This is a genomic window from Sphingomonas sp. DC5200-1 (genome assembly GCF_049897245.1).
Taxonomy (GTDB): Bacteria; Pseudomonadota; Alphaproteobacteria; order Sphingomonadales; family Sphingomonadaceae; genus Sphingomonas; species Sphingomonas aquatilis.
The window spans coordinates 522,736-548,734 of sequence record NZ_JAFCVW010000002.1; the positions used below are offsets into that span (position 1 = coordinate 522,736).

Consider the following 25,999-nt stretch of genomic DNA (forward strand, 5'->3'; position numbering starts at 1 on the left):
CGCTCCCGGGCCTTTTCCGTCGTTACCGCTCGGGATCAATAGGTGCCCGAGAAGCTCCGATTGAGCGTCTTGCCATCGGCATCGGCGGAACCGCTCGTTCCCGTCGTGCCGGTGGTCGTTGCGCTGGACGTCGTGGTGCTGGTCGAGCCGGTCGACTGGCCGCCATACGGATTGGTCGTGCGGTTCTGGTCGCGGTCGCGATCGTCACCAAACATCGCGCCGTTGCGCTCTTCGTCGCGCCACGCGGCCTTCGCCTCGCTGGCGGTCTTGCGCAGCGTCACCTTGCCGTCGACCGAGTCGAGCCAGCTCGACGGGATCGAGTGGTGATGACCACCGGCAGCGGGATCGTTCTTGGTCAGGATGATGCGATCGCCGCGCACCTTGTCGACCGTACCGACATGCTCACCATCCGAGCCGACGACGTCCATATGCTCATCGACCTTGTTCAGCAGGTCGCGCTGGCCCTGACGGCCGGTGCGCCACGCACTGAATTCATTGCTGAACTTGGTGCGGTTTTCCTGGCGATATTCGTGATAGTCGCGGTCCAGCGCCTCGATCTGACCACGGCGCCAGCTGTGGTAATCGTCGTCCTGCGCGCCATAGGAACGCTCGTCCATGCGCGAATCATATTCGCGGCGACGCTCCGCTTCCTCGTCACCGAACCACGAGCGAACCTCGTCCCCGGCGCGTGCGAAGAACCCGCGCTCTTCATAGTCATAGCCCTGCGGCTGACGGCCATAGCCCTGCTGCTGCGAGCGGCCATAGGCCTGCTGACCACGATCGCCGCGGTCGCCACGATAGTCGCGGCTATACCGGTCGCGATAATTGTCGTCGTCGGCATGCTTCGAGGCACCGAAGTCTTCGAACCGGCGGCCGCCCGAACCATAGCTGCCGTGATATTCGCTGGAATAGCCGCGGTTCGCATCCGCGCCATAGCGGCCACGCTCGCCGTAGCGGTCGGTCTGCATGCCATAGCCGCCACCGCTGCGGCCGGTTTCGTAGCGCGACTGCTGATCGCGCTGGCCATAGCGCTGGTTGCCATAGTCGCGGCCGCCATAGGGACGATCATCGCTGTATTGGCGATCGCGGTTACCCATCATGCCTGCGGATTCGTAATCGCGTGCGCTCGAATAGGTGTAGTCGCGGCCTGAGCCATAGTCCCGGGTGTAATCGTCACCACCGGAAAAACTGGCGCCGGGATAGCGGTCGTAGCCCATGATCGTCTCCTTGAAAGCAAACATCCTGCGGGGTGGGCACATCGTGTCGCGTGCGCCTGCTCCGGACCTAACAAGCATCAAGGGAGAGCTTCGTTCCTGTCATTAAACCTGCGGAACAACTTTGCGTCGCGCCGGACGAACGGGCTGCCGCAGGCGGGATCGACCGCATTTTTTGTGGGGAGATGTATCGCCGTTGTTGCATCGCCCGAATGGGGCGGCTAAGGGCAGCGCTCCCGGGCACGACCCGGGCCCGGGGTGCGGGGCTGTAGCTCAGATGGGAGAGCGCTGCAATCGCACTGCAGAGGTCAGGGGTTCGATTCCCCTCAGCTCCACCACCACCCCGTTTCTTGCTTTCCTACGATCGCCGGCTCCCATCGCACGCATGACGCGTTAGGATGCGCGATGGCCGACACTCCCATTCCCGCCGCTACCCTGGTGCTGTTTCGCGAACGGGCGGAGGCGCCGCCTGAGGTGCTGATGACCGAACGCGCGCGGGCGATGGCCTTTGCCGGCGGCGCGATGGTGTTTCCAGGCGGGCGCATCGATCCGGGCGACCACGCGCTCGCGACGCTGATCGGCGGGGGCGCGGATGCCGCCGCCCGAATTGCGGCGATCCGCGAGACGATCGAGGAGGCGGGCGTCGCGGTGGGCGTCACGCCGGCGCCATCGGCCGAACGGCTCGCGGCGATGCGCGCGGGGCTCAACGCGGGCGAGGCGTTTGCGGACATATTGCACGCGGCAAGCCTGACGCTCGACCTCGCGGCGCTGGTGCCGTTCGCGCGCTGGCTGCCCGACCATCCCGGCATCCGTATTTTCGACACGCTCTTCTTCCTCGCCCGCGCGCCGGACGATGCCGCGCCGACGGTGGACGCCACCGAAACGGTGCGCCTGCTCTGGACGACCGCGGCGGACATGCTGGCAGCAGCGGACAGAGGGGATGCCGCGATCATCTTCCCGACGCGTCGCAACCTCGAACGCCTGGCGCAATTCGACAGCTTCGATGCCGCCGTGGCGAATGCCCGCGCCTATCCGGTGCGGACGATCACGCCGCATATGGAAGTGCGCGACGGCGTACCGCACCTCTGCCTGCCCGAGGATAGCGGCTATCCCGTCACCGCCGAACCGATCGAGGCGGTGCGGCGCGGGTGAGCGCCCAGCGCGCCCTCCGCCGTACGATCGGCTGGATCGCCGCAATTGCGGTGATCGGCACGGTGGCGCTGCTGCTCTGGGGCATGGCGCGCGGCCGGCCGCAGGACCTGCCGTGGACGCCGCTCGATTTGGGGGCGCCGATCGGGATGTTCACCGGGGCGAAGCTCGCCGCGCTGGGGCGCGACTTCCCGCAGTGCCGCGCCAAGCTGGACGCGGCGGGCGTCCGCTACACCGCCCTGCCACCGCGGCGCGACGGCGCGCAATGCGGTTATGACGATGGCGTGCGCTTTACCGCGGGCGGCGCGCGGCAGATCGGGTTTCGCCCGGCAAGCCTGGGCATCGCCTGCCCGGTCGCCGCGGCACTGTCGGTGTGGGAATGGCAGGTGGTGCAGCCCGCGGCACAGCGCCATTTCGGCAGCCGGGTCACCGCCATCGATCATTTCGGCAGCTATTCCTGCCGCCGCATCTATGGGCGCGACACGGGCACGTGGAGCGAACATGCCACTGCCGATGCGGTCGATATCGCCGGCTTCCGGCTCGCCGATGGCCGGCGGATCACCGTCGTCGGCGACTGGACGGGATCGGGGGACAAGGCCGCCTTCCTGCGCGAGGTACGCGACGGGGCGTGCCGGCTGTTCGCGACGACGCTGTCCCCCGACTATAACGCCGCGCACCGCGATCACCTGCATCTGGACCAAGCGGATCGCGGCGCGATGGGCTGGCGTGCCTGCCGCTGAGGCCGTTACCGGCCCTCAGTGCGGCAGCGCGGCGGAGCCGTTGTCGACCTTTTCCACCCAATGCGGGAAGAACGCCGGCTGCCGGTTCGACCAGCCCGATGCGGTCGCCGCCGCCTCGCTGATCGACTGGAGCAGCTTGCGCCGCAATTCGGGATGGAGGTGCGGCAGCGCCGCCGCCGCGCAGAAGGCGCTGGGCAGCCACGGCCGCGCTTCGGCGCCGATCAGCCGCTCGTAGAGGAACCGAAACGCCGAGAAGCTGGTCAGCCGCCCCTGCCCCAGGTCGAACCCGGCCAGCGTCACCAGCGGCGCGAGGAACGGTTCGACGAGTGCAAGATCGGCATCGTCGGGCACCATCTGGCGCAGCGCCGGCAGCCCGCGGTACAGCCGCGCCTGCGCCCGGATGCTCGCCGCCTCGACCACATCGCGCGACCAGCGCGCCATGGCGTCGTCTCGGTCCAGCCCGATATCGAGACTGCGCCGGATGTAGCGCTGCGTCGCGGCCGGAAAGCTCGCGAATTCCTTCATTTCAGCCAGCGTCATCGCGCCTTCGGCTCTCTTGGCACCCATGATCCGTCTACCCCGCCCCATGCCTTACCAATCGCCCGACCTTGCCACAGGTTGGTTAACAACCCGATGAATGGCGGGGGTCGAAGCAGTCATAAAAGCATCATGAAACGCGCTGCATCGCAACATGCTTTGCGATGGGTGGAGTGCGGCTCGTCGCAAAAGCGGATTTGTGTCGCCGTGGCGTAATTATCGTGCGCGGCACTCCCTTCCGTCACCCCGGACTCGTTCCGGGGTCCACCGGGCCACAGGGGGGAGGCAGGAGGCTCCAACCACCCCCCTCGCCGCAGAGTGGACCCCGGAACGAGTCCGGGGTGACGGAGTGGGTAGGGCGAGGTCCCGAATACAAACCGGCGGCCCCTTCCGGGACCGCCGCGCCTTACACCAACCAACCCGCGTCACTTATGCCGCGCGCGCTCCGCGTCTTCGTCATAGCCCGACGAGGGCGCCGGGTCCTGGCTGTGGACCGGCTGCGTCGACGACAGCGGATCGCTCGCGTCCATCGACTGGTCCAGCCCGGCGTCGAGCCGTGCGTCCTGGTCTTCCGGATTCTCTTCCAGACGCGCGTTGATGGCTTCGTCCTGCCCCGCGTCCTGCCGCGGATTGCGTTCCTGGTTGCTCGCCTGTTCGCCGTCCGGCGCCACAGACAGGCTGTCTAGCGCGCGCTCATCGATCCCGTTCGTCATCCCATCCTCCTGTGAGTACAGGGGAAGAACGATTGCCCGATCGTTTCCGTTCCTAGCCGGCGGACCGTCAGCCCTGCGTCACCCGCACGGTCTGCGCGACGAATTGCGCGGTGCCGAACACGGTCATGAAGGCGATGTCGGTGGCGTCGCGCCCCGCACACACACGCGCGATCGTGTCTGCCGTTGCCATGCCGGTCGCATCGACCAGCCGCCACGCGCCGTCCAGCCACAGTTCCGCGACCGCATGGAAATCGGGCGGATCGACCCCCGGCGCATAGGCCGCGACGCAGCGCGCCGGAATCTCCCCCGCCCGCGCCAATGCGACGAGCAGATGCGCATAATCGCGGCACACGCCCGACCGGCTGGCGAAGGTATCCAGCGCGGTCGTTTCGCCGCTGCTGGTGTTGCTGCGATACTCCAATTCCGCCTGCACCCAGGCGGCGAGCGCAGCGGCGAGCGCCCCGCCCTCCAGCCCGGCGAAGCGGCGACGGACGAAGCCTTCCAGCCGGTCCGACTGGCAATAGCGGCTGGGCAGCAGATAGGGGACGAGCGCGCCGGCGAGTTCGCGCACCGGCGTCGCGCGCAGCGGCGCGAGGTCGACCGGCGCCCGCTCCACATCCACGGTCGCGCGATATTCCGCCTTCAGCCATTGCTCCGCGCGGATCCAGCAGCGCTGGCCGACGCCATCCTCGCCCGCCACCGCGGCGATCGGATGGTCGCTCCAGATCGTCAGCCGTTCGTCGACGATGTGCTGGTCGGGCGTCGCCGCCGCCTCAATCTGCAGCAGTACGTCGGTCGGCGGGCCGATGATCGCATAATCGAGATCGACGGCGATAGTGAGCCGCATCGCTTGGCGTCCTTCACCCAAAAGAAAAGCCCGGCGGCAGCGCCACCGGGCTCGTATCCGTTACGCCGGACCGTCGATCAGTTGCGCTGCGAACCGAACAGGCGGAGGACGAAGAGAAACATGTTGATGAAGTCGAGGTACAGCGACAGCGCCGACATGATCACGGCCTTGCCGACCATGTCCGTACCGGCGACCTGGAAATACAGGCTCTTGGTACGCTGCGTGTCGTAGGCGGTCAGGCCGGCGAAGATCAGCACGCCGACCGCGCTGATGACCAGGCTCATGACGCCCGACTGCAGGAACAGGTTGATCAGGCTGGCGACGATCAGGCCGACGAGGCCGACGATCAGGAACGTGCCGAACGCCGACAGGTCGCGCTTCGTGGTGTAGCCGTAGAGGCTCAGCCCCGCGAAGCCCGCCGCGGTGGCGAAGAACGCACCGGCGATCGAGGTGCCGCTGTAGACGAGGAAGATCGTCGAGAGCGACATGCCCATCAGCACCGCAAACGCCCAGAACAGCAGTTGCAGCGTCTGCGTCTTCATGCGGCCCTGGCCGAAGCTCATCGCGAACACGATGGCGAGCGGCGAGAAGGCGACGATGAAGCCCAGACCGTTGGTACGGCCGGTCGGGCCGACCAGCGCGTTCACCGCGCCGCTGGTGGCGAACAGCAGGGCGACGATGCCGGTCAGCAGCACGCCCGAAGCCATGTAGTTGTACACCGACAGCATGTACGAGCGCAGACCCGCGTCATACGCGCCGCTGCGCGCGGCATCGGCGCGTGAAGCCCCGAACGGCGCGGCGCTCTGCCGGGGGTCGGACCAGTTGGCCATGGTATCCAAAACTCCTTTGCCGGCGACACTGCCGGCTATCCGAAATATCGGCCCCGACCCGTCCCATTTCAAGCGAAACCGGCTAGGATCGATCGATACGGCAACAGAACATTACAAAGGGCTTTTCGTTCATCATGTTGCGTCTCTTCGTCGCGCTTCGCCCGCCCCGCGCCATCCGAGAATCGCTGATCGCCGCGATGGGCGGCGTGCCGCACGCGCGCTGGCAGGATGACGAGCAGTTGCACTGCACGCTGCGCTTCCTCGGCGAGGTCGACCGGCCGCAGGCGGAAGACGTCGCGGCGGCCCTCGGCGGCATCCACGCGCCCGCGCCCGTGGTACGGATCGCGGGCGTCGGGCGGTTCGAGCACAAGGGGCGGACGGACACCTTATGGGCCGGCCTCGCCCCGCATGACGCGCTGCGCCATCTGGCGCGCAAGGTCGATCAGGCGTGCGTGCGCGCCGGGTTGACGCCGGAACGCCGCGCCTATCTGCCGCACATCACGCTCGCCCGGCTGCCGCGCAGTGCGGGCATGGCGCCCGAGATCGAGGGCTGGCTGGCGGTGCATGCGGGCCTTGCCAGCGCCGACTTCGCCTGCCCGCATATCGTGCTGTACCAGAGCCACCTGGGCCATGGCGGCGCCAGTTACGAACCCGTCGCGCGCTGGCCGCTGGTGACGGCGGCGGAACCGGCACTGTTGCTGCCGGGTTCGGCCGGGTAAGAACCGGACAACTTTCAGGGAGAATTCCGATGCGCGCGATGCTGATCCTCGGCCTGTCCACGGCGGCGCTGGCCGCCTGTGCCCCCAAGGACGAGGTGGCGGTGGGCAGCCCGGTAGCGGGCGGCGCGCGCGCTGTCGCGATGCTGAAGACCGCGACCGGCGCCGATGCCGGCCGCGCGACCGCGACCGAAGTGGCGGGCGGCATCCGCTATACGCTCGACGTGAAGGGCCTGCCCGCCGGCACGCATGGCGCGCATATCCATACGGTCGGCCGCTGCGACGCGCCCGACTTCACCACGGCGGGGGGGCATTGGAACCCGACCGCGATGAAGCACGGCAGCATGAACCCGCAAGGGCCCCACGAGGGCGATCTGCCCAATCTGATCGTCGACAGCGCCGGCCGCGGCACGATCGGCATGACCGTGCCCGGCGCGACCATGGCGCAGATGCTGGATGCCGATGGCGCCGCGATCGTCGTTCACGCCGGCCCCGACGATCTGATGACCGATCCCTCGGGCAACAGCGGCGGCCGCATCGCGTGCGGCGTGTTCACCGCGGCATAAAAACGCAGGCCCAAGGCCCCAGCCCTCACCCTTCCGCCCTGCGCCGCTCCCTCCCTCTCCCGCCGGGAGAGGGAAGGGGCCCGCGACCGAAGGTCGTGGGAAGGGTGAGGGTGTCGCCGCCGAGAACCGACTACTCCGCCACCGACACCCGCCGATACGCCGCGACCGCGATCAACACGCCCGCGATCTGCGCCAGCGTCGCCACGCCCGCCGCGAACGCATGGACGATCGCGACGGCCAGCGGATTGGCCCCGCCGCCCTCCGCCGCCGTGCCGCCCAGCCACCGCGCGACGAGCATGAACGGCTGACCTGCCAGAACAGCGCCGAGATAGACGGTGACGATCGCGCCGAGCAGAGAGAATTGCGCCTTGCGCGTCAGCCGCCACGATCGGCCGACCGCCGCCATCGCCCCCACCGGCGCTTCGGCGAACAGGATCGGGCCGGCCAGCATGAAGCGGCTCATCAGCCACAGGCCGGGCAGCAGCAGCAGATACATGCCCGCCCCCGACGGGATCGACACGACCACCATCGCCAATAGGTAACGCGGAAACATCACCGCGGTTCGTTTCAGCGCCTCGCCCACCGTCGGCCGGGTACGGTCGAGCAGGAGGCAATAGAGCAGCGCCGTACCGAAATAGGTGATCGCATAGGCGACGACCGAGCCCAGCCCGTAATCGCCGACCCAGACGTCCAACTTGTCCATCCACGCCTGCGCGCGCGCCTGCGTGTCGGCGATGTCGGGATCGGGGAACGGCAGCGGCCCAACCAGCAGCAACAGCGCATAGGTCGGCACGAACAGGAACAGGCCCGCGGCGCGCACCAGCACGTCGGCCTCACGCCGGAACAGCGCCCAGGCATCGCTCAGCAAGGCGGCAAGCGTGATCCTCACGCCGCGGCCCGCGCCCGCAGCATCGCGTCGCGCGCGACGAACGCGACATAGGCCTGCGCCGAAAAGACGATCGCCACCAGCGTCAGCGCGGTCGATGCCGCCTGTGCCGCCACCGTGCCGACGAACCGCACCGTCGCCGTGGCATCGCCGCCCAGCACCAGCGCGGTGACGAGGCCCGCGACCGCCTGCGCCGCCCAGCTCGCGATCATCACGACGATCATGAACAGCAGCACCGCGCCGACCAGCCGCCACGTATGCCGCCGCGTCAACCGCCAGGCGCGGCCGATCGCGCCTAGCCCCAGCCGCTCGCGCAGCACCACCGCGTACAGCGGCAGCAACCGCGCGCCGACGAACAGCAGCACGACAAAGGCGACCAGCATATACAGGCCAGCGAGCAGCAGCGGCCCGGATGCCTCGGGGCTGGCCGGCGGTGTACCGTTCGCCATGGCGGCAAAGTCCAAGTGCGACATCACCAGCAACACGATCGCCGGCAGGAAGGCGATGGTCGCAACGATGCCGAGCACCAGCATCACGCCCAGCGCGGGCAGCAGCCGTTCGGTCGCCTGCCGCTGCGCCACGGGGCGCGTCGTCGCCGGATCGGTAGCGGCGGCGATGATCGCCAGCTGCCCCCAGATCGACGCGATCGTGACCGCGATCAGCAGCAGCACGACGATCGCCGATCGCAGGCCGCCGGCCGGCGCATAGGATGTATAGGCCGCATTGATCACGCCCGGCACGAACACGGTCAGGATCGCGATGCCGGCCAGCATGCCGCCACGCCCGCCCAGCACCTCGCTGGTCCGGTCCCACACGTCACCCATCTTGACCATCGGCTCGCCCCCTTCGCGGTTCGCGCGCCGGACTAGCCCAACGTCCGCGGCTTGGCCACTCGCAACCGGTCCCGCACGACTTGCCAGCGTGCCGCCGCTGCCACACATGGCGACGATGAGCGAGATCGACGTCGGCACGATGCATTCCAATACTATAGACGGGGGCCGCATCGAATGGCGCGTGTCGCCCGGCCTCACCCCCTATGACGTGGCGCTGGCCGAGATGGAGGCGCGCGCCGCCGCCGTCCTGGCGGGCGAAGCGCGCGAGCTGATCTGGCTGCTCGAACACCCGCCCGTCTACACCGCCGGCACCAGCGCCGCGCCCGGCGAGCTGATCGACGCGCGCTTTCCCGTCGTCGCGACGGGCCGCGGCGGCAAATACACCTATCACGGGCCGGGGCAGCGCATCGTCTATATGGTGCTCGATCTCGGCCAGCGCGGGAAGGACGTGCGCTGCTTCGTCCATGGCGTCGAAGGCTGGGTCATCGCGGCGCTCGCGGAACTGGGCGTCTCGGCGTTCCGCGCGGAGGGGCGCGTCGGCATATGGACGACGGACGGCGGCCCCGAGGCGAAGATCGGCGCGATCGGCGTGCGCGTGCGGCGCTGGATCACGCTCCACGGCCTTGCGGTGAATGTCGCGCCCGACCTGTCCCATTTTGGGGGCATCGTGCCCTGCGGCCTGCCGGAATTCCCCGTCACCAGCCTTAAGGCCCTGGAACGCAACGCCGATCTCGCAACCTTTGACGCCGCCCTCGCGTTGACCGCCCCGGCCTTCCTGTCCTCCCTCGCCTGCCCCGCATCCCCCCGGGGAGAAAACGAGGCTTGAGGGCGGGCCGTTATGCGATTAATGTCTACCGTGATTTGGGAATTAAAGGGCCAGCAAGCCGTCCAAATCCTATTCTAGGGAGCTTCCAATGCGTGCAACCATCTCCAAGATCCTGACCGGCTCGCTGATCGCCGGCGCCGCTCTCGCCGTGTCGGCCTGCGGCCCGAAGACCGAGACGACCACCGAGAACACCATGGTCACCGACATGAACTCGACCGACGACATGGGCACCATGAGCGACAACATGACCGCCGTCGACGGCGCGTCGAACGGTGGCATGATGGCCAACGACACCATGATGGCGAACGACACCATGATGACGTCAAACACCACCACGACCACGAACGCGATGTAATTTCCCGCTTCGGGTTATTTCATTTGCGAAACGGCCGTCCGGGCAACCGGGCGGCCGTTTTCGTATCGGCGTGCCCGGCAAGAGCTTTGGCACACACCCATGGCCGAACCGGGCAACGCTTTGGCGCATTCGCGACGAAATTTGGCGGAACATGCTTAATCAGGGATTGGGTCGCCCGCCAAAACCATCTAGAATTGCCCGATATTGCTTCGGCGAGGATGGGTTCAGATGAGTAAGTTGCGGATGGGGCTCGCGCTGGGATGCGCGGCGACCAGCCTGGTGGCGGCGGCGCCCGCGTCGGCGCAGTTCTTCCTGCGATCGCACGATTATCACGGCGAGGAAGTGACGGGGACGGAGGCCAATCTGGGCCAGGTGCTGCCCGGCGCCACCCCGGTGGAACTGCGGGCGGCGATGGCGTGGAACCTGCGCGCGGCGCTCAACGTCGCGGCGCTGCAATGCCAGTTCGAACCGACGCTGCTGACGCGCGAAAACTACAATGCGGTGCTGCTCGACCATAAGGATGAGCTCGCCGGCGTCTGGCAGACGCTGACGAAATATTTCACCCGCACGTCTAAGACTCCGCGCGACGGGCAGAACGCGCTCGACCAGTTCGGCACGCGCACCTATTCGAATTTCGCCACCGTCTCCGCCCAGCTCAACTTCTGCCAGACCGCCAGCGAGATCGGCCGCGACGCCGTCTTCGCGCCGCGTGGTGGCTTCGGCCCGCTAGCGCTGTCGCGCATCCGCGAATTGCGCAACAGCCTGACGCCGTATGGCGAACAGCATTTCCAGCGCTATTTGGGCCGCGATTACGCCTCCAAGCCGCGGTTCGACCCGATCTGCTGGAACAAGAAGGGCGAATGGGTCACCAAGAAGTGCGGCGCCTTCGCCTGGCCACCCGCCGCCCCCACCACGGTCGCGGCCACCGCAAAGGGCACCGAGACGGCGCAGCGCTAAGGCGAACGGGCGCGGCTCGCCGCGCCCGCTCCATCACCCGGACGTGGTCCGGGCTCGAATTATCAGTGCGGCAAGCCGTCAGCGCCCTTCGCCGCCGCCCCATCCTAATCGTCATCCCCGCGAAGGCGGGGATCCAGAGCCGCTAACCTTGCGGTTCTTTCGAAGACCTGCGCGTCTGGATTCCCGCCTCCGCGGGAATGACGGTTTTTGAGGACCGAGGGCGCCCCGCGCCCCTATCGCAACCCCAGCAGCTTGTGCGTCTGGAGCGACAGCCGCCAGTGCGGGCGTTCCATCACCAGCGCGATCGCGGCGTCGACATTCGCCTGACCGGCGGCATCGTCCATCGGCTGAAGCAACCGGTGCGCGAAGTCCCAGGTTTCGATCGCGTCGATGTCCGTGCCCGGCTGCGGCCAGACGAGCTTCAATTCGTCGCCCGATCGCTGCACCACCACGCTCCCCGCCTTGGGGCTGATGCACACCCAGTCGATACCGGGATGGACGGGCAGCGTGCCGTTGCTCTCGATTGCGATGCGGAAGCCCGCATCATGCAGCGCATCGACCAGCGCATCGTCGACCTGCAACATCGGCTCGCCGCCGGTCAGCACAACGAAGCGATCCGCCTGCCCCGTGCCCCAGAAGCCCGCGACCGCCGCGACCAGCGCGCCTGCATCCGCGAACTTGCCGCCGCCAAGCCCATCGGTGCCGACGAAATCGGTGTCGCAGAAGCGGCAGACCGCAGAGGCGCGATCCTGCTCGCGCCCGCTCCACAAATTGCAGCCGGCAAAGCGCACGAACACCGCGCGCCGGCCGGCATTGACGCCCTCGCCCTGCAGGGTGAGGAACATCTCCTTGACCGCATAGCTCATCGCATCACACCCGGACGGCGTATACCGTGGGATCGGGAATCCCCGCGTCCTCGAACCCCTTGGACCGCAGACGGCAGCTGTCGCAGGTGCCGCAATGCACGCCGCCGGGCGCGGGATCGTAGCACGACCAGCTCAGCCCCATGTCGACGCCCAGCCGCTGGCCCTCGCGCACGATATCCGCCTTGGTCATATGCTGGAGCGGCGCATGGATCGTGAAGCGCTGGCCCTCGACGCCCGCCTTGGTGGCGATCTCCGCCAGCCCTTCGAACGCCGCGATGAACTCCGGCCGGCAGTCGGGATAGCCCGAATAATCCAGCGCATTGACCCCGATGAACAGGTCGCGCGCGCCCGCCGCCTCCGCCCAGCCGAGCGCGAGGCTGAGGAAGATCGTATTGCGCGCAGGAACATAGGTGACGGGAATGCCGCCGCCCTCCTCGGTGCCGACGCCGTCCTTGGGCACGGCGATATCGTCGGTCAGCGCCGATCCGCCGAAGGCCGACAGGTCGAGCGGCAGGATGATGTGGCGTTCGGCGCCGAGCACATTGGCGACGCGGCGCGCGGCCGCCAGCTCGACACGGTGGCGCTGGTTATAGTCGACCGACAGCGCGAGCACGCGATAGCCCTGCTCTCGCGCGCTGGCGGCGGAGATCATCGAGTCGAGCCCGCCGGAGACGAGCACGACGGCCAACGGTGCGGCCTGGTTCTGGTTCATCATGATCCGCCGCCCGCTAGGCGAATCGCGGCCAAAAGAAAAGGCCCGCACGGGGGGCGCGGGCCTCAAAGGGAAGGGCGCAAGCGCCCTTTTAGGGAGAAAAGCGTGCGACGCTGAAGCATCCACACGCCTGTATTAGCGGGAAATCCTTACCATCCGGTGCAGATTCGCCTCATGGCTCACGCCACCGCGGCGGCATCCGCCGGAATGGGGAATTTGGTCGCGCAGAATGCGCAATCGACCTGGATCAGCCCATTCTCGTCCGCCATCTCGCGCCGTTCCTCGGGCGTGAATTTCGCGAGCACGCTGGCGATATAGTCGCCGGTGCAGCGGCAGCCGCGCGACAGCGGTGTCGAGGCGAGTGCGCGCACCTCTTCCTCCTCGTTGAACAGGCGCCAGACCAATGTCTCGAGCGGCAGCGCCGGATCGGCGAGTTCGTCGACCCCCATCGTGCGGCCCAGCGCCTCGACATGCTCCCATTCGGGATGGTCGAGCCGCGTGTGCAACCGCTCGCGCCCCACCTCGCCCTCGGGCAGGTGCTGGAGGAACAGGCCGCCGGCGACCGTATGCCCCTCGCCGTCGCGGGCAATGCCGACACTGACCAGGCTCGGGATCTGCTCGGACTGGACGAAATAGCTCTCGGCCGCCTGCGCCAGCGTGTCACCGTCCAGCGGCACGATGCCCTGATAGCGCTCGCCGGTGGTGGCGAGGTCGAAGGTGATGGCGAGATAGCCCTGGCCGAACAGCGCGAACAGCGTCGGCTTTTCCGGCATTTCGGCGAACTTGTCCGCGTCGTAATCGATATAGCCGCGCACTTCGCCACCGCGATAGTCGCACACCAGCAGGCGGACGACGCCGTTTTCGGTGCGCGTCTGCATCGTCAGCTGGCCGCTCGGGTCCTTCAGCGTCGAGCCGATCAACGCGGCGAGCGTCAGCGCCTCGGCGAGCAGCGCCTCGATCGCGGGAGGATAGGCGTGGGCGGCGAGCACGCTGTCGAGCGCCGGCCCGAGCCGCACGACACGGCCGCGCGCCGAGCGGCTGGGGATCGCGAAGCCGAGCGCGCGATCGAGATCGATAGTGGATTGTTGCATGCCCGCGAGATGGGGCGTGGCACGGCGGGGGTCAACCGGTTGGCGTTGCGTGCCCATCCGCACCTTTCCGCTCCCTCCCTCTCCCATTGGGAGAGGGAAGAGGCGCGCAGCGCCGAAGGGTGAGGGCGGGTGCGGAGCGGTTGTTGCAGCCCTACCGCCGCACCGCGTTCGCCAGCGCCCGCAGCCGCGGGTGGCCCATCGCCCGCTTCGCCACCGCCACCGCGCCATCGAACCCCGCCAGCGCCGCCAGCGTCGCGCGATTGGCCAGCGTGGGCGTCAGCACCAACAGGTCGACGCATTCCACACCGCCGGTCGCGAACAGCCGCTTGTGCTGCCCCTCCCCTTCGGTGAAATCGAATCGTGCGAACCGATCGAGGAACAGATCCTCGAATGCCGCCGCCTGCAGCACCGTGCCCGGCGACAAATCACCGAACGCCGGATCGTGACCGACATAATCGTAGCGCAGCGCGTCCCCCTCGACCGTGCAGCACAGATAGGCCGCCGGCGCTCCGCCGATCAGCAGCAGCCACGCGCGCAGGCCATCCGCCGCCGCCAGCGCGCGCAGCCGCGCGACCGCCTCGGGCGCGGCAGGCAGGCCCGAATCAAGCAACCGCTCCTGATAGGTTCGTGCCGAAATACCGCGCGCGATCGGATGAAAGGCATCGAAGTCCGCTGCGTCGCGATAGGCGCGCACCGCCATCCCCGCCGCCGCCGCCTTCTTAACCTTACGCCGCAGCGTCGCCCGCGCCGATCCCGACAGGCTCGCCAGCCACGCCGCATGCCCGATCGAAAGGTCAGTAAAATACCGCGTGTAGCGCTGGCGCTCCCGCACGATCCGTCCGCTCGCCTGAAGCGTATCGGCGAGTGCCGCGGGCAGCGAGGTCACCAGATAGCCGTCGCCCCGCGTCGGCGGCAACGCCGGCAGCGTCCCGGCCAGCACGTCATCCAGCGCCAGCGGCACGCGCACCAGATCGCGCCGCACCGTGGCGAGCGTCCGCGCACCCACCTGAAAGCGTAAGCGAATCGCGCTCACCGGCGCCGTTCCGACACCCAGTTCGACCAGGCCTGCTCCGCCTGCCGCGCGCGGCGGCGCCACAGGGCGGGGCCCAGCGGCCGGTCGTTTGCATCCAGCGCCAATACCGGCCGGTCGGCGAAATGCCGCGTCGGCAGCTCCGCCGCGCGCTCCGCCAGCCGCCGGCACAGCGCATCGAAGCGCCGGACATGCACGGCATTGGCATGCGTGCCGGCGCGATTGGCGAGTTCGAAGCCATGGCTGACGATCGTCACCGCCTGATGCGCCTCGGCCGTCGCGTGATCCAGCGCCGCCGCCGCCTCATGCCGCGACAGCGCGCACAGCTGGAACGTGCGCAGCCGCCCGGGCAATTCCTCGATTACCGTCACCGGCACCTCGACCAGATCACGCATCACGGGTGCGATCTGCGTCGGTGCCAGCTGGATGCGGCTCACCTGCGCCTCGCCGCCATTGTGGCTGCTGTCATAGACGAAGCCCAGATCGGCGAGCGCCCGCAGCGTGTCGTCGTTCGCGGAATAGCTGCCCGCGCGAAACGCGATCGGCGGCGGTGCGCCAGCCGCGACCAGCAGCTCGGTCGCAGTGACGAGCAAGTCGCGCTGCTCGTCGGCTCCATATTCGTGCAGCTGGAACCGGCCGTAACGGGTCTTGCGATCGCTCTCGTCGGCCCCGCGCCAATTGGGGTGGATGTGCAGCTGCACCTCCTGCCCCGCCGCCAGGATCGTCTCCACCATCCGCCGCACCGGATCGATGCCGAAGACCAGCGCCGGCATCGGATCGACGAAGAAGCACGCCTTCAGCCCATGGCGAGCCAGTTGCGCCAGTTGAAAGGACAGCCCCACCCCCGCCGGCTCGATCGAACGGGCATAGATCGTATCGACGTCATATCCCGCAGCATAATGGCGCCACGCAAATTCGACATCGACGGTCAGGAAGACGGAGGTCGTCATCCTCTCCGCCCTACCCGCCGCCCATGAACAAATGCCTAGGCCGGGTCATATTTTAGACCATAATGGCCGTAACAAATTATGTCTCGGCCGCTTGTGCGCTGCCCCACCATCGGCCTGCCATGCACCGATCACGCAAAACCGCCATCGTGGACCCGCTCGATCGCGTAGGGTGACCCGGCCCGGTCGCCCTCCCGCGTGGCGGCAAGGGCCATCACGGCTGGATGCCGTAGCGCTTGTAATCCTCGTCGATCCGCGGGTTGATCAGGCGCGCGGCGGCGAGATCCGCCTTGCCTTCGGCCTTGCCCTGCCGCCCCAGGATCAGCCCGCGCATGTACAGGCTCGCCGCCAGCCCCGGCGCATTGTCGAGCGCGGCGTTGAGGTCGGCGAGCGCATCGTCGAAGCGGTTCATGCGAAAGAACACCATCGCCCGGCTATCGAGCGCCGCGGTGGTCGAATCGCTCAGCTCGATCGAGCGCGTGCAATCCTTCAATGCGGTATCGAGCGCGACGTTCAGCGTACCCTTGATCCAGCATCGGCTGTTGAGCAGCCGCGGATTGCCCGGCCCTGCCGCCACCGCCTGGTCGATCGCCGCGATCGCCCCGTCCTTGTCGCCGGTGCGTGCGAGCACGTCGGCCTTCAGCGCGATCATGCCCGGCTTGCTCTTGCCGCCCGCGTCGATCCGTTCCTGTACCAGCTCGATCGCCGCGTCCTTCTCGCCGCGATCGGCGCGCAGCGTCGCCAGCGCCTCGACGGTATCGTCGTCCGACGGGTCGATGCCGCGCGCGGCGGTCAGATCGGCGAACGCTTTGTTGAGGTCGCCGGTCTGCCGATACAGCGCGGCGCGCCGGGTATAGGTGCTGGCATCGGGCGTGATCGCGATCGCCCGCGTCAGATCGGCGATCGCCTTGGGCCGGTCGTACGTCTGCTCGTAGAACCAGGCGCGATTGGTATAGACCTCCGCCTCGTCGGGCTGGTCGGCGACGCCGCGATCGTACAGCGCGGCGAGCTTGGCGAACCCGCCGGCGCGTTTCGTCGCCTCCACCCGGGCGGGCAGGTTGGGCAGATCGGCGGGCGCGACGACGCTGAGCAACCGGTTCTTGGCGGCGCTGATCGCGGCCCGGTTGGCAGCGATCTCGTTCGCTGGCACCTCGGCGCCCGACAGGACCGAGCGGTCGTCGATCGTCACCACGCCATTCGCCTCCGCGACGGTCCGCGTCACCGTCACCCCCGCCATCGGCTTGGCGAAGCTGCGATCGCCTTCCAGCGTATAGCCCTTGCCGCTATCGGGCAGGCGGATGCGGGTCAGGCTGCGATAATAGGCCCCGTCGCCCGTCGCGACCGGCATCGCCGCCCAGGCCGCGCGCGCACGATCGGGTTCGAAGGTCATGCCCGCCACCGTCCGGTCGATCACGCTGCGATAGCGTTGGTCGACGCGATTCCAGTCGGGATAGGCGATGCCGGTGACGGTCACCGTCGCTAGGCCCGTCGCGGCGTCATATTTCAACGTGCGATCGACCACAGTCGCGGAGCCAATGATCCCCTGCGTCATCTTGTCCGCCATCTTGCGGATATCCTCGCGGCTCGCCTGCGCCTGCGCCGCCTGCAGCATCTGGCCGATGCGACCGCGCAGGTTGACCGTCGCGGTCAGCACCGCCGGCAGGTCGACGCCGGCGCTCTCATCCAGATCGATCGTCGCCTCAATATGCGGCCGCGCCGGCGTGCGCATCGGCAGCGCGAGCAGCGGCGCTCCCGCCGCGCGCACCGGCAGCGTCCAGCGGAACGGCGGCGTATCGCGCAGGTCGGCCAGCCGGGCGCCGGCATCGGTGCCGTCCAGCCACAAGGTTTCGCCGTTCACGCTCGCGCGCACCAGGATATGATCGAACGCGCCGGGCGTCGGCAGGCGATCGGGCAGCAGGTCGCCCAGCTTGCTGCTCGCCAGCACCGGCTCCGCCTCGATATCCAGCGCGCGCAGGATCGACAGCAGCAGAAGCGTCTTCGCCTTGCAGTCGCCATAGCGCAGCTGCCACGTCTGCGCCGGGCTCTGCGGCTTGTAATTGCCCTGGTCCATGCCGTTGAACAGATAGCGGACCTGTTCCTGCACCAGTTGCAGCGCCGCCGCCGTCCGCTGCATCGGGTCGCTGCTCGACGCCTTGATCTTGGCGACCTCCGCGGACAGCGCCGGATCGGCGGCGATCAGCCCGTCGGTCGTATAGAGCGGCGCCATCACCTTTGACACCGCCGCCCAGTCGGCAAAGCTTGTTGCCTCCAGCAGCCCCAGCCGCTGGAACCGCACCGGTACGTCATTGGGCAGGTCGGGCTGCTTGGCGAGCGGCAGCGGCACGCTGATCTCGCGATAGCCGCCCACGACGCTCTCCACCGGCTTGGGCGCCTCGGCATAGAGCTTCCAGCGCACCTGATCCGTCGCCGGCCACAGCACGCGGGCCCGCGCATAGCCGATCTTCAGCGGCGCCGACGGCAGCGGCTGGAAGCCCTGCATCGCGCCCTGCAACACCGCGTCCTTGCGCGTGATCGAGACGACGACGTGCAGGATATCGCCGACGCGCAGGCCCTCCACCGCCATCGTCGCGGTCAGCATGCCATCCAGCTGGCGCTGTTCCAGCTTCTGTTCGCGACGCAGCACGTCGAACCCCGCCTTGGCGCCAGCCGCGTTCGCCTTCAGCAGGTCGATACGCTCGGGTCCGCGGATGATCTCGGCGCGGTGGACGATCAGGTCGCCCGCCGCCGGCTGCCATTGCAGGCTGACCGTCCCCGCCTGCCCCAGCATCTCCGCCGTCGCGATCCGCGTCGCGGTGTCGGTATATTGCCACACCGTGCCGCCCTCCAGCCGCTGCTGGTTGTCGAGCACCATCAGCACCGGCGAATCGGGCGTGACGCTGGCGGGATCGACCGCCGGCGCCGGCTTCACCCAGGCCGGCACCGGCTGGTACAGCACCTTGTCGGCCGCCTGCGCCGCCCAACTGGTCGACCCGAACAGCGCCACCAGCGCCAGTCGCCGCATCTTCATCATAATCCCCCCTGCCATCCCAAAAGCAGATGACGTCACACCACACGCCGTTCGTGCTGAGCCTGTCGAAGCACGCCCCTCCCCAAGCATGACGCTCGCGGCGACGGGCCCTTCGACAGGCTCAGGGCGAACGATGCAAGCGATCACCCCCGGATGACCCCCGCCCCCGATATCGATCAGTCTAGCGACCCACGGTGCAGCGGCAACGCAGAAAAGATGAGGATGCGGTGGAAGAGCACGTATCGCTCTTCTTGGTCACCCCGGACTTGGTCCGGGGTCCACTCTGCGGCGAGGGGGACGGCAGGAGGTTCTTGCCACCCCCTAGCGGCCCGGTGGACCCCGGACCACGTCCGGGGTGACGGGGGGAGTTGCATCACCGCGCGTGGTAGAAGTCGTACACCTGCTGCGCGACGCCCGCCGACACGCCAGGCGCCTTCTTCAGATCCTCCAGGCTCGCATTGCGCACCGCGCGGCCGGTGCCGAAGTGCATCAGCAGCGCCTTCTTGCGCGCGGGGCCGATGCCGGGCACCTCGTCCAGCGGGCTCGCCCCGATCGCCTTCGCGCGCTTGTCGCGATGCGCGCCGATCACGAAGCGGTGGACCTCGTCGCGCAACCGCTGGAGGTAGAACAGCACCGGCGCATTGACCGGTAACTGGAATTCGCGCCCGTCGAGCAGGTGGAACACCTCGCGCCCCTCACGGCCGTGGTGCGGCCCCTTGGCGATGCCGACCAGGCACACGTCCTCGATCCCCAGGTCCTCCAGCACCGCCTTCGCGGCGCCCAGCTGCGGCTTGCCGCCGTCGATCAGCACCAAGTCGGGCCAGGTCCCGTCATCGCGGTCGGGCGCTTCCTCCAGCTGGCGGGCGAAGCGGCGGCGGAACACCTCGCGCATCATGCCGACGTCGCTGTCGGTCGCCGCCTCATTCCCCTTGATGTTCCACTTGCGATACTGGCCCTTGCGGAACCCCTCCGGCCCCGCGACGACCATCGCACCCACGGCGTTGCTGCCCTGGATGTGGCTGTTGTCGTAGATTTCGATGCGGTCGGGCGGGTCGCCCAGGTCGAACAGCTCCGCCACCTCGCGCAGCAGCTTGGCCTGCGTCGTGCTCTCCGCCAGCCGCCGCTCCAGCGCCTCGATCGCGTTGCGCTTGGCCTGGTCCATCAGCCGTCGCCGGTCGCCGCGCTGCGGCACCGACAGCGCGACCTTATAGCCCGCACGCTCGCCCAACGCCTCGCCCAGCAGCGCGCCCTCGCCGAGCTCGCGGTCGAGCAGGATCGTCTTGGGCGGCGGCACTTCCTCGTAGAATTGGGTGAGGAAGCTCGCCAGCACCTCATCCTCGGGCACGTCATTGGTATGCTGCGGGAAGAAGCTGCGATGCCCCCAATTCTGGCCGCCGCGGATGAAGAAGGCCTGGATGCCGATCACCCCGTCCTTGCACGCCAGAGCGAAGACATCGGCATCGCCCACGCCCTCCGCATTGATCGCCTGCGTGCCCTGCACGAACGTCAGCGCCTTCAACCGGTCGCGCAGCAGCGCGGCCAGTTCGAAGTCCATATTTTCCGCCGCCGCCTGCATCTGCGCGCCGAGCTTGGCCTGCACCTTGGTCGACTTGCCGGCCAGGAAGTCGCGGCAATCGTCGACCAGTTCCTTATACCCGTCCTTGTCGATCCGCCCGACGCACGGCGCCGAACAGCGCTTGATCTGGTACAGCAGGCACGGCCGGTCGCGCGTCTTGAAGAAACCATCGGTGCAGCTGCGCAGCAGGAACAGCTTCTGCAACGCATTCAGCGTGTTGTTGACGCTGCCCGCACTGGCGAACGGCCCATAGTAATTGCCCGGCGCGCGCCGCGCCCCACGATGCTTCTGCACGCGCGGAAAATCATGGTCGCCCCGCAGAAGGATGAATGGGAACGACTTATCGTCGCGCAGCAGCACGTTGTACGCGGGGCGATAGCGCTTGATCAGCTGCGCCTCGAGCAGCAGCGCCTCCGCCTCGTTGTTCGTCGTGACGATCGTCATCGACCGCGTCTGCGCGATCATGCGTTGCAGCCGCTTGGTGAGGCCCTTCACCTGCGTGTAATTCGCCACGCGCTGCTTCAGCGAGCGCGCCTTGCCGACGTACAGCACGTCGCCCTTGGCATCGTGCATGCGATAGACGCCGGAGCGCGTCGGCAGCGTTTGCAACACGTTACGGATCGCGGCGACCCCCGCCTCGATATCGGGGGTATCCGATCCGCGGACGGCGTAGGTGGCGCGTTCTTCGTTGAATCGATCGGGCGGACCGTAGGACGACATGCCGGCCCATGTAGGAGTCGGCCGGGGTCGGGGCTAGAGGTTAACGCCCGCTCGGCAATCCCTTGCGCGACACCGGCGGCGGCGCGCCACCGCCCAGCGCGGCGAGGTCATAGGCGAGCTTGCCCATCAACTCCGCCGTCATCTGCCCGCCGCTCAATGGCGCGAGCCGGCGCAGCGACAGCGCCTGAAACTTCGACAGATTCTCGTCGTCGCTCAGGCCCGGCATATCCTTATCGAGCACCGCCTTGGCGCGGGGATCGGCGAGCAGGTCGACGATCGGCGTGTCGAGCGAGAAATGCGCGCGGGATGCCGGTGCGGCTGCCGCTGGAGCTGGCGCGTCCGCCGGCGCGGGCAACGATTCGGTCGCGGTATCGGGCTTCGCCTCGACCGGTTGCGCCTCGGGCTTCGGCGTCTCTTCGGTTGCGGCTTTGGGTTCGGCCGGGGCGGTGACCGTCTCGTCCGCCGGGATGTCGAGCGAGAATTTCCCCGCACGGTCCGCCGCCTGCGTCTGGGTTCCGATCAACAGCAACGACAGCAGGATCGACATGGCTACACCTCACCTCGCGCCGTGGCGCGTGCGACGTGTGTACCGTGCGACACTCCCCACGTCACCCCGGACTTGGTCCGGGGTGACGGCGTGGGTGGGGCCATCGCCCCTCACGCCTGCGCGAACAGCTTCGTCCCCACGATTCCCACCACGGTCACCGCCATGAAGCACGCCTGTACCAGGCTCACCTTGTCGCCGAACAGCAGCACGCCGCCGATGATCACACCCACCGCGCCGCAGCCGGTCCACACGGCATAAGCGGTGCCCGCGGGCAAGCCGCGCATCGCCAGCGCGAGCAGCCCCATATTCACGAACGACAGCACGATCGGCACCGCCGACGCCTGCCACGTCGCCAGCGTCGCCGCCCATTTCAGGCTGAGCGCCCAGCAGATTTCGGTAAAAACGGCAATTGCGAGGATAAGCCACGACATCGGATTGCTCCTGTGCGGGCTCGGACAGATGGGACGGCGCCGGAAACCCGTGAAGAGACGCACGTCGGAAAAGAAAGTCCTCCCCCGCCAGGGGGAGGTAGCAGCGCATCAGCGCTGACGGAGGGGGAGGATACGGTGAGGCGCATGGGCGGCCCGTCGTGCCTAATCCAGGCGCCGCGCCTGCGGAAACGCCCCCTCCACCACGGCCTGTCGGCCGCGGTCCCCCTCCCCCGCTGACGCGAGGGAGGATCGAAAGGTCAGTTCGGCCGGCCCAATCCGGCGATCGAACGATCGATCATCGCGCGGTCGGCATCGGCGTCGAGCGTTTCGGCGATCACCAGCGCGGCTGCCTTGGACGCGGTCTCCGCCGCCAGCGCGCGGACTTCGGCAATCGCGGCGCGTTCGGCGGCGGCGATCTTGTCCTCGGCGCGCTTGGTGCGGCGGGCCATCAGCTCCTCCGCATCGTGCTTGGCCTTGGCGATGATCTGGTTCGCCTCGGCCTGGGCATGCGCGCGCATCGTCGCGGCGTCGGCTTCGGCGGCCTTGGCCTTCGCCTCATATTCGCCGCGCAGCCGCTCGGCCTCGGCGCGCAGCGCCTTGGCTTCGTCCAACTGGGCGCGCACGCCGGCGATCTGCTTGTCCAAGCTCGCGGCGATCTTCGCCGGCACCTTCACGAACAGCATGCCGATCAGCACGACCAGTGCGGCGATCCCGACCCAGCCGGTGGTGTTCAGGCCGAGGGCGGTCGGCTCCTCGACGTGATGCGCCGCGGGTTCGGAGACGTTGGCGGTCAGCTGGCTGCCGTCACGCACGTTCTGCGTCTGTAACCCCTGCGCGGTGGCGGCATCGGCAAGGTTGGCGGCGACGGCGGCATCGCCCGCGTCACCGGCCGGCGTGTTCTGGGGGGCGGCCTCAGCCATGCGCGTTGCTCCTGCGCACCGCATCCGCGGCGGCATCGATGCCGACGGTCAGGCCCGACACCTTGGCCACCAGATCCTGCGTCACCTCGGCGGCGACCGCCTGCAGGTTCAGCATCGCCTGCGCCTTGGCATTGCCGACCGCGAGGTCGTGATGCGCGAGACGTTCGGCGAGTTCGACGTCGATCGACTTGATCTGGCTTTCGGTCGCCTTGACCGCCTGCGCCTTGGCGGCGGTGGTCTCGGCATGCGCCGCGGCGCGTGCCTCGTCCATCTTGGCGCGCCACGCCGCTTCGACCTGGTCGGCGGCGAGGCGGGCCTGTTCGGCCGCGGCAAGGTCGCCCGCGATCTGGCCTTCACGCGCGTCCACGGTCGCCATGACCTTCGGGACCATCATCTTGCCGATCCCGAAATACAGGATGCCGAAGGTGATGAGCAGCCAGAAGATCTGCGAAGCGTAGGTGGCGGCGATCTGCGAAATCTGAGGCATCGAAACCCTTTAGCGCGACCTCGAACGATCCGCCGGACGCGCGTGTGCGCCCGGCGAACGCATCCGATGTTAGGCGACGAACAGCAGGATGATCATCGTCACGAAGGCGAGCAGGCCGAGCAGCTCGGCGCCCGCGAAACCGATGAACAGACGGCCCTGCTGGCTGTCCGCCGCACCCGGATTGCGCAGCGCGCCTTCGAGGAACTTGGCGAACACGTTGCCCACGCCCAGCGAGGCAAGGCCCATGCCGATCGCGGCCAGGCCGGCGCCGATCATCTTGGCGGCTTCTGCGTCCATGTCAAAACTCCCGTATCAAACAGTTGGGTTGAAACTAAAAACGAAACTCAGTGCAGGTTGACGGCGTCGTTCAGATACACGCTCGTCAGCAGCGCAAAGACATAGGCCTGGATCGCGGCGACCAGCAGCTCGAGCAGCGTGATGCCGATCATCAGCACGAAGCTGGGCAGCGACACGAGCAGGCCATAGCCGACGCCCAGGTTCATGCCGGTGATCACGAAGGCGGCCAGCACCTTCAGCAGGATGTGCCCCGCGGTCATTGCGACGAACAGTCGCAGACCCAGCGAGAAGGGGCGCACCAGGAAGCTCATCAGCTCGACGATGAAGATCAGCGGGATCATCAGCGGCGGCGTGCCGTGCGGCACGAACAGGCTGAAGAAGTGGAAGCCGTGCTTGCCGAAGCCCACGATCAGCACGATCGAAAAGCTGATGATCGCCAGCACGCCGGTGACGGTCAGGTGGCTGGTGACGGTGAACGGATGCCAACCCGGCACGACGCCGACCGGCGACAGGCCCCACAGGTTGGCGAACAGGATGAACATGAACAGCGAGAAGACGTAGGGCACGAAACGCTTGCCCGCCGGCCCGACGTTCGACGTCAGCATGTTCGACACGAAGCCGGTGAAGCCTTCGACCGCGGCCTGCCAGCGGCCGGGGACGAGCTCGCGCTTCATCCCGCCCAGCATGAACAGCCACAGGCTGACCAGCGTCACGACCATCCACAACGCGGAGTTGGTGAACGAGATGTCGTATCCCGCGACGACCCAATGCCGACCGAACAGGGGTTCGATCAGGAACTGGTGCATCGGATCGATTCTGCTGCCCGATTCTGCCGCCACGTGTGGCCTTTCGCTCCCTGATACGACAAACGCCCGGTTTACTCCGGGCGCTCGCCTGCAATCCGTAAGATCTGCCTGAACGCGACCGCGATTCCGAGGAACAGCATCACGATCAGCGCCCATGGGGTCGTGCCGAACCAGCGGTCGATACACCAGCCGATCAGGGCACTGCCGACGAGGCTTCCGATCAAAGCGGCGAGCACGCGATTGCCGAGCGAATATCCCGCATCGGCCGTCGGCGCCCCCTGCCCCGTCCGCAACGCTTCGGCGTGCCGGGCTTCCCTCAACCGCTCGTCGAGCGCGGAAAGCCGCGGATCCTCCGCGCTGGTGAAGTCTCGTCCGGTATCGTCATCCGCCACGCGCATCCCCTCGCCTGTATCGTTCAACCGGGGGAGAAAGCGCGCAGGGCGACCGATCCCGCCAAGGCGTGGTCCGTTTAGGTGGGGGTGCCGAGGGTGTCAACCGGTGAGTAACCCACAAGCAATTCCTCCCCCGACAGGGGGAGGGGCGCCCCTCAACCACCGTTCGCCCTGAGCCTGTCGAAGGGCGCGTTGCCACGAGCGTGACACTTGCGGAGGGCCGCCCTTCGACAGGCTCAGGGCGAACGGAACACAGATTCGTCCGCGCCTCGGGCGATCACTCGCACCGCCCTCACCCTTCCGCGCCGTCGGCGCTCCCTCCCTCTCCCGGCGGGAGAGGGAAGGGGCCCGCCCGGCGCAGCCGGGTGGGAAGGGTGAGGGTCGACAGCGGCTCTACCGCGTCACTTGCACCGCCCGTCCAGCTCCGGCGTGCCGGTATTTTCCTTCCACTGGCCCGACGGCGTCTTGTACATCTCGCCCACCGGCACGCGCGCGACGAGGTTGCAGCCGGTGGTGAAGGCGAACTGCTCGACCGTCGAACCATTGGCCTGCGCGCTCTGCGTATAGGCTGCCTTGCGCTTGATGTTGATGTCGCGGACCAGCGCCTGGATCGCGGGGCCGCCCTTCACCACGCCGAGATAGCCGTCGGGCTGTTCGCCGACTTCCTTCGCCTCACGCGCGGCCGCATAGGCCGGGTCGCGCTGCGCGAACGCCGCGCCCGACAGGCCCGCCAGCGCCATGGCGGCGGCTCCGATCATCATCATGGTCTTGGTCATCAGAAAATCCCCGGTTGCTTGTCGATCAGCGCCTTCGCCTCGCCATCCAGGCGGTACACCACCTGCTGCGTGACGCTGATGTTGAGGTTGATCTGGATCGGCTTTTCGGGTGCGGACACGTTGATGCAGCCGCCCAGCGTCGCCGCCATACCGATCCCGGCCATCCCCATCGCGATCCGCAATGTCGTGATTCGCTTCACCATC

30 protein-coding genes and 1 tRNA gene are annotated in these 25,999 nt (G+C 67.9%); 8 read left to right on the forward strand and 23 right to left on the reverse strand.

The window, feature by feature from the left end; all coding sequences use genetic code 11:
• Positions 1 to 35: 35 nt before the first annotated feature.
• Positions 36 to 1,217, reverse strand: coding sequence for a DUF2171 domain-containing protein (locus tag ACP7A3_RS05610; RefSeq protein WP_426255039.1), 1,182 nt, complete (start codon positions 1,215 to 1,217; stop codon positions 36 to 38).
• 259 nt (positions 1,218 to 1,476) lie between these two features.
• Between ACP7A3_RS05610 and ACP7A3_RS05615 the strand changes: the two genes are divergently transcribed.
• The 3 genes from ACP7A3_RS05615 to ACP7A3_RS05625 all read left to right on the forward strand — a co-directional run bounded on the left by ACP7A3_RS05615 (position 1,477) and on the right by ACP7A3_RS05625 (position 3,103).
• Positions 1,477 to 1,552, forward strand: a tRNA-Ala gene (locus tag ACP7A3_RS05615).
• A 67-nt stretch (positions 1,553 to 1,619) separates the two neighbouring features.
• Entirely contained in the window at positions 1,620 to 2,366 is a 747-nt protein-coding gene (locus tag ACP7A3_RS05620; protein WP_426255038.1) for an NUDIX hydrolase, read from the forward strand.
• Positions 2,363 to 3,103: an extensin family protein gene (locus ACP7A3_RS05625; RefSeq protein ID WP_294218809.1), complete on the forward strand. Its 741-nt coding sequence runs from the start codon at positions 2,363 to 2,365 to the stop codon at positions 3,101 to 3,103. Before ACP7A3_RS05620 ends, ACP7A3_RS05625 begins: the two co-directional genes overlap by 4 nt.
• Before the next feature lie 15 nt (positions 3,104 to 3,118).
• On the opposite strand, the gene ACP7A3_RS05630 is transcribed toward ACP7A3_RS05625, so the two are convergent.
• The 4 genes from ACP7A3_RS05630 to ACP7A3_RS05645 all read right to left on the reverse strand — a co-directional run bounded on the left by ACP7A3_RS05630 (position 3,119) and on the right by ACP7A3_RS05645 (position 6,030).
• Entirely contained in the window at positions 3,119 to 3,670 is a 552-nt protein-coding gene (locus ACP7A3_RS05630) for a hypothetical protein (protein WP_017979977.1), read from the reverse strand.
• A gap of 395 nt (positions 3,671 to 4,065) precedes the next feature.
• Complete coding sequence (locus tag ACP7A3_RS05635) at positions 4,066 to 4,353, reverse strand: hypothetical protein (RefSeq protein WP_426255037.1); 288 nt, start codon at positions 4,351 to 4,353, stop codon at positions 4,066 to 4,068.
• Between the two features lie 67 nt (positions 4,354 to 4,420).
• Positions 4,421 to 5,200: a transglutaminase-like domain-containing protein gene (locus tag ACP7A3_RS05640; RefSeq protein WP_426255036.1), complete on the reverse strand. Its 780-nt coding sequence runs from the start codon at positions 5,198 to 5,200 to the stop codon at positions 4,421 to 4,423.
• Positions 5,201 to 5,277: 77 nt separating this feature from the next.
• Positions 5,278 to 6,030: a Bax inhibitor-1/YccA family protein gene (locus tag ACP7A3_RS05645; RefSeq protein WP_043060200.1), complete on the reverse strand. Its 753-nt coding sequence runs from the start codon at positions 6,028 to 6,030 to the stop codon at positions 5,278 to 5,280.
• A gap of 134 nt (positions 6,031 to 6,164) precedes the next feature.
• On the opposite strand from ACP7A3_RS05645, the gene thpR reads away from it, so the two are divergent.
• Both thpR and ACP7A3_RS05655 read left to right on the forward strand, forming a co-directional pair.
• Positions 6,165 to 6,749, forward strand: a complete 585-nt coding sequence (gene thpR / locus ACP7A3_RS05650) for an RNA 2',3'-cyclic phosphodiesterase (RefSeq protein WP_426255035.1) — start codon at positions 6,165 to 6,167, stop codon at positions 6,747 to 6,749.
• 29 nt (positions 6,750 to 6,778) lie between these two features.
• Complete coding sequence (locus ACP7A3_RS05655; RefSeq protein ID WP_043060171.1) at positions 6,779 to 7,312, forward strand: superoxide dismutase family protein; 534 nt, start codon at positions 6,779 to 6,781, stop codon at positions 7,310 to 7,312.
• Between the two features lie 130 nt (positions 7,313 to 7,442).
• Here the strand turns inward: ACP7A3_RS05655 and ACP7A3_RS05660 are convergent, their stop codons facing one another.
• Together ACP7A3_RS05660 and ACP7A3_RS05665 are read right to left on the reverse strand one after the other, a co-directional pair.
• Entirely contained in the window at positions 7,443 to 8,201 is a 759-nt protein-coding gene (locus tag ACP7A3_RS05660) for a hypothetical protein (protein WP_426255034.1), read from the reverse strand.
• Positions 8,198 to 9,031: a hypothetical protein gene (locus ACP7A3_RS05665; RefSeq protein ID WP_426257130.1), complete on the reverse strand. Its 834-nt coding sequence runs from the start codon at positions 9,029 to 9,031 to the stop codon at positions 8,198 to 8,200. Before ACP7A3_RS05665 ends, ACP7A3_RS05660 begins: the two co-directional genes overlap by 4 nt.
• 115 nt (positions 9,032 to 9,146) lie before the next feature.
• Between ACP7A3_RS05665 and lipB the strand changes: the two genes are divergently transcribed.
• The 3 genes from lipB to ACP7A3_RS05680 all read left to right on the forward strand — a co-directional run bounded on the left by lipB (position 9,147) and on the right by ACP7A3_RS05680 (position 11,169).
• Positions 9,147 to 9,857 carry a lipoyl(octanoyl) transferase LipB gene (gene lipB / locus ACP7A3_RS05670; RefSeq protein WP_426255032.1) on the forward strand — a complete coding sequence of 237 codons (711 nt, stop codon included), beginning with the start codon at positions 9,147 to 9,149 and terminating at the stop codon, positions 9,855 to 9,857.
• Positions 9,858 to 9,945: 88 nt separating this feature from the next.
• On the forward strand, positions 9,946 to 10,212 hold the full coding sequence (locus ACP7A3_RS05675) for a hypothetical protein (RefSeq protein WP_017979986.1): 267 nt from the start codon (positions 9,946 to 9,948) through the stop codon (positions 10,210 to 10,212).
• A gap of 228 nt (positions 10,213 to 10,440) precedes the next feature.
• Positions 10,441 to 11,169, forward strand: coding sequence for a hypothetical protein (locus ACP7A3_RS05680; RefSeq protein WP_024310360.1), 729 nt, complete (start codon positions 10,441 to 10,443; stop codon positions 11,167 to 11,169).
• Positions 11,170 to 11,402: 233 nt separating this feature from the next.
• Here ACP7A3_RS05680 and queE read toward each other — a convergent pair whose 3' ends face one another.
• The 16 genes from queE to ACP7A3_RS05760 form a co-directional block, all read right to left on the reverse strand.
• Entirely contained in the window at positions 11,403 to 12,035 is a 633-nt protein-coding gene (queE, locus tag ACP7A3_RS05685) for a 7-carboxy-7-deazaguanine synthase (protein ID WP_426255031.1), read from the reverse strand.
• 4 nt (positions 12,036 to 12,039) lie between these two features.
• Positions 12,040 to 12,750: a 7-cyano-7-deazaguanine synthase QueC gene (gene queC / locus ACP7A3_RS05690; protein WP_043060167.1), complete on the reverse strand. Its 711-nt coding sequence runs from the start codon at positions 12,748 to 12,750 to the stop codon at positions 12,040 to 12,042.
• Positions 12,751 to 12,926: 176 nt separating this feature from the next.
• Positions 12,927 to 13,838: an Hsp33 family molecular chaperone HslO gene (locus tag ACP7A3_RS05695; RefSeq protein ID WP_426255030.1), complete on the reverse strand. Its 912-nt coding sequence runs from the start codon at positions 13,836 to 13,838 to the stop codon at positions 12,927 to 12,929.
• A gap of 151 nt (positions 13,839 to 13,989) precedes the next feature.
• Entirely contained in the window at positions 13,990 to 14,871 is an 882-nt protein-coding gene (locus ACP7A3_RS05700) for a GNAT family N-acetyltransferase (protein ID WP_426255029.1), read from the reverse strand.
• Positions 14,868 to 15,818: a polysaccharide deacetylase gene (locus ACP7A3_RS05705; RefSeq protein WP_426255028.1), complete on the reverse strand. Its 951-nt coding sequence runs from the start codon at positions 15,816 to 15,818 to the stop codon at positions 14,868 to 14,870. The genes ACP7A3_RS05700 and ACP7A3_RS05705 overlap by 4 nt, the downstream gene beginning before the upstream one ends.
• Positions 15,819 to 16,029: 211 nt before the next feature.
• The gene (locus ACP7A3_RS05710; RefSeq protein WP_426268127.1) at positions 16,030 to 18,843 is read right to left on the reverse strand and encodes a DUF3857 domain-containing protein; all 2,814 of its coding nucleotides are present in this window, start codon (positions 18,841 to 18,843) and stop codon (positions 16,030 to 16,032) included.
• Positions 18,844 to 19,216: 373 nt separating this feature from the next.
• Positions 19,217 to 21,139: an excinuclease ABC subunit UvrC gene (gene uvrC / locus ACP7A3_RS05715; RefSeq protein ID WP_294314483.1), complete on the reverse strand. Its 1,923-nt coding sequence runs from the start codon at positions 21,137 to 21,139 to the stop codon at positions 19,217 to 19,219.
• A gap of 40 nt (positions 21,140 to 21,179) precedes the next feature.
• Positions 21,180 to 21,686, reverse strand: coding sequence for a hypothetical protein (locus ACP7A3_RS05720; protein WP_426255026.1), 507 nt, complete (start codon positions 21,684 to 21,686; stop codon positions 21,180 to 21,182).
• Between the two features lie 110 nt (positions 21,687 to 21,796).
• A complete protein-coding gene (locus tag ACP7A3_RS05725) occupies positions 21,797 to 22,117 on the reverse strand; it encodes a DMT family transporter (protein ID WP_017979997.1) in 321 nt (106 codons plus the stop codon).
• A gap of 257 nt (positions 22,118 to 22,374) precedes the next feature.
• Positions 22,375 to 23,037 carry a hypothetical protein gene (locus tag ACP7A3_RS05730; RefSeq protein WP_426255025.1) on the reverse strand — a complete coding sequence of 221 codons (663 nt, stop codon included), beginning with the start codon at positions 23,035 to 23,037 and terminating at the stop codon, positions 22,375 to 22,377.
• Positions 23,030 to 23,524, reverse strand: a complete 495-nt coding sequence (locus tag ACP7A3_RS05735; protein ID WP_017979999.1) for a hypothetical protein — start codon at positions 23,522 to 23,524, stop codon at positions 23,030 to 23,032. The genes ACP7A3_RS05730 and ACP7A3_RS05735 overlap by 8 nt, the downstream gene beginning before the upstream one ends.
• A 69-nt stretch (positions 23,525 to 23,593) precedes the next feature.
• The gene (locus tag ACP7A3_RS05740; protein ID WP_038662560.1) at positions 23,594 to 23,821 is read right to left on the reverse strand and encodes a F0F1 ATP synthase subunit C; all 228 of its coding nucleotides are present in this window, start codon (positions 23,819 to 23,821) and stop codon (positions 23,594 to 23,596) included.
• 47 nt (positions 23,822 to 23,868) lie between these two features.
• The gene (locus tag ACP7A3_RS05745) at positions 23,869 to 24,660 is read right to left on the reverse strand and encodes a F0F1 ATP synthase subunit A (protein ID WP_017980001.1); all 792 of its coding nucleotides are present in this window, start codon (positions 24,658 to 24,660) and stop codon (positions 23,869 to 23,871) included.
• Between the two features lie 38 nt (positions 24,661 to 24,698).
• A complete protein-coding gene (locus tag ACP7A3_RS05750) occupies positions 24,699 to 25,025 on the reverse strand; it encodes an AtpZ/AtpI family protein (RefSeq protein WP_017980002.1) in 327 nt (108 codons plus the stop codon).
• A 395-nt stretch (positions 25,026 to 25,420) separates the two neighbouring features.
• Complete coding sequence (locus ACP7A3_RS05755; protein ID WP_017980003.1) at positions 25,421 to 25,795, reverse strand: YdbL family protein; 375 nt, start codon at positions 25,793 to 25,795, stop codon at positions 25,421 to 25,423.
• The gene (locus ACP7A3_RS05760) at positions 25,795 to 25,998 is read right to left on the reverse strand and encodes a YnbE family lipoprotein (protein ID WP_017980004.1); all 204 of its coding nucleotides are present in this window, start codon (positions 25,996 to 25,998) and stop codon (positions 25,795 to 25,797) included. Before ACP7A3_RS05760 ends, ACP7A3_RS05755 begins: the two co-directional genes overlap by 1 nt.
• Position 25,999: the final 1 nt, after the last annotated feature.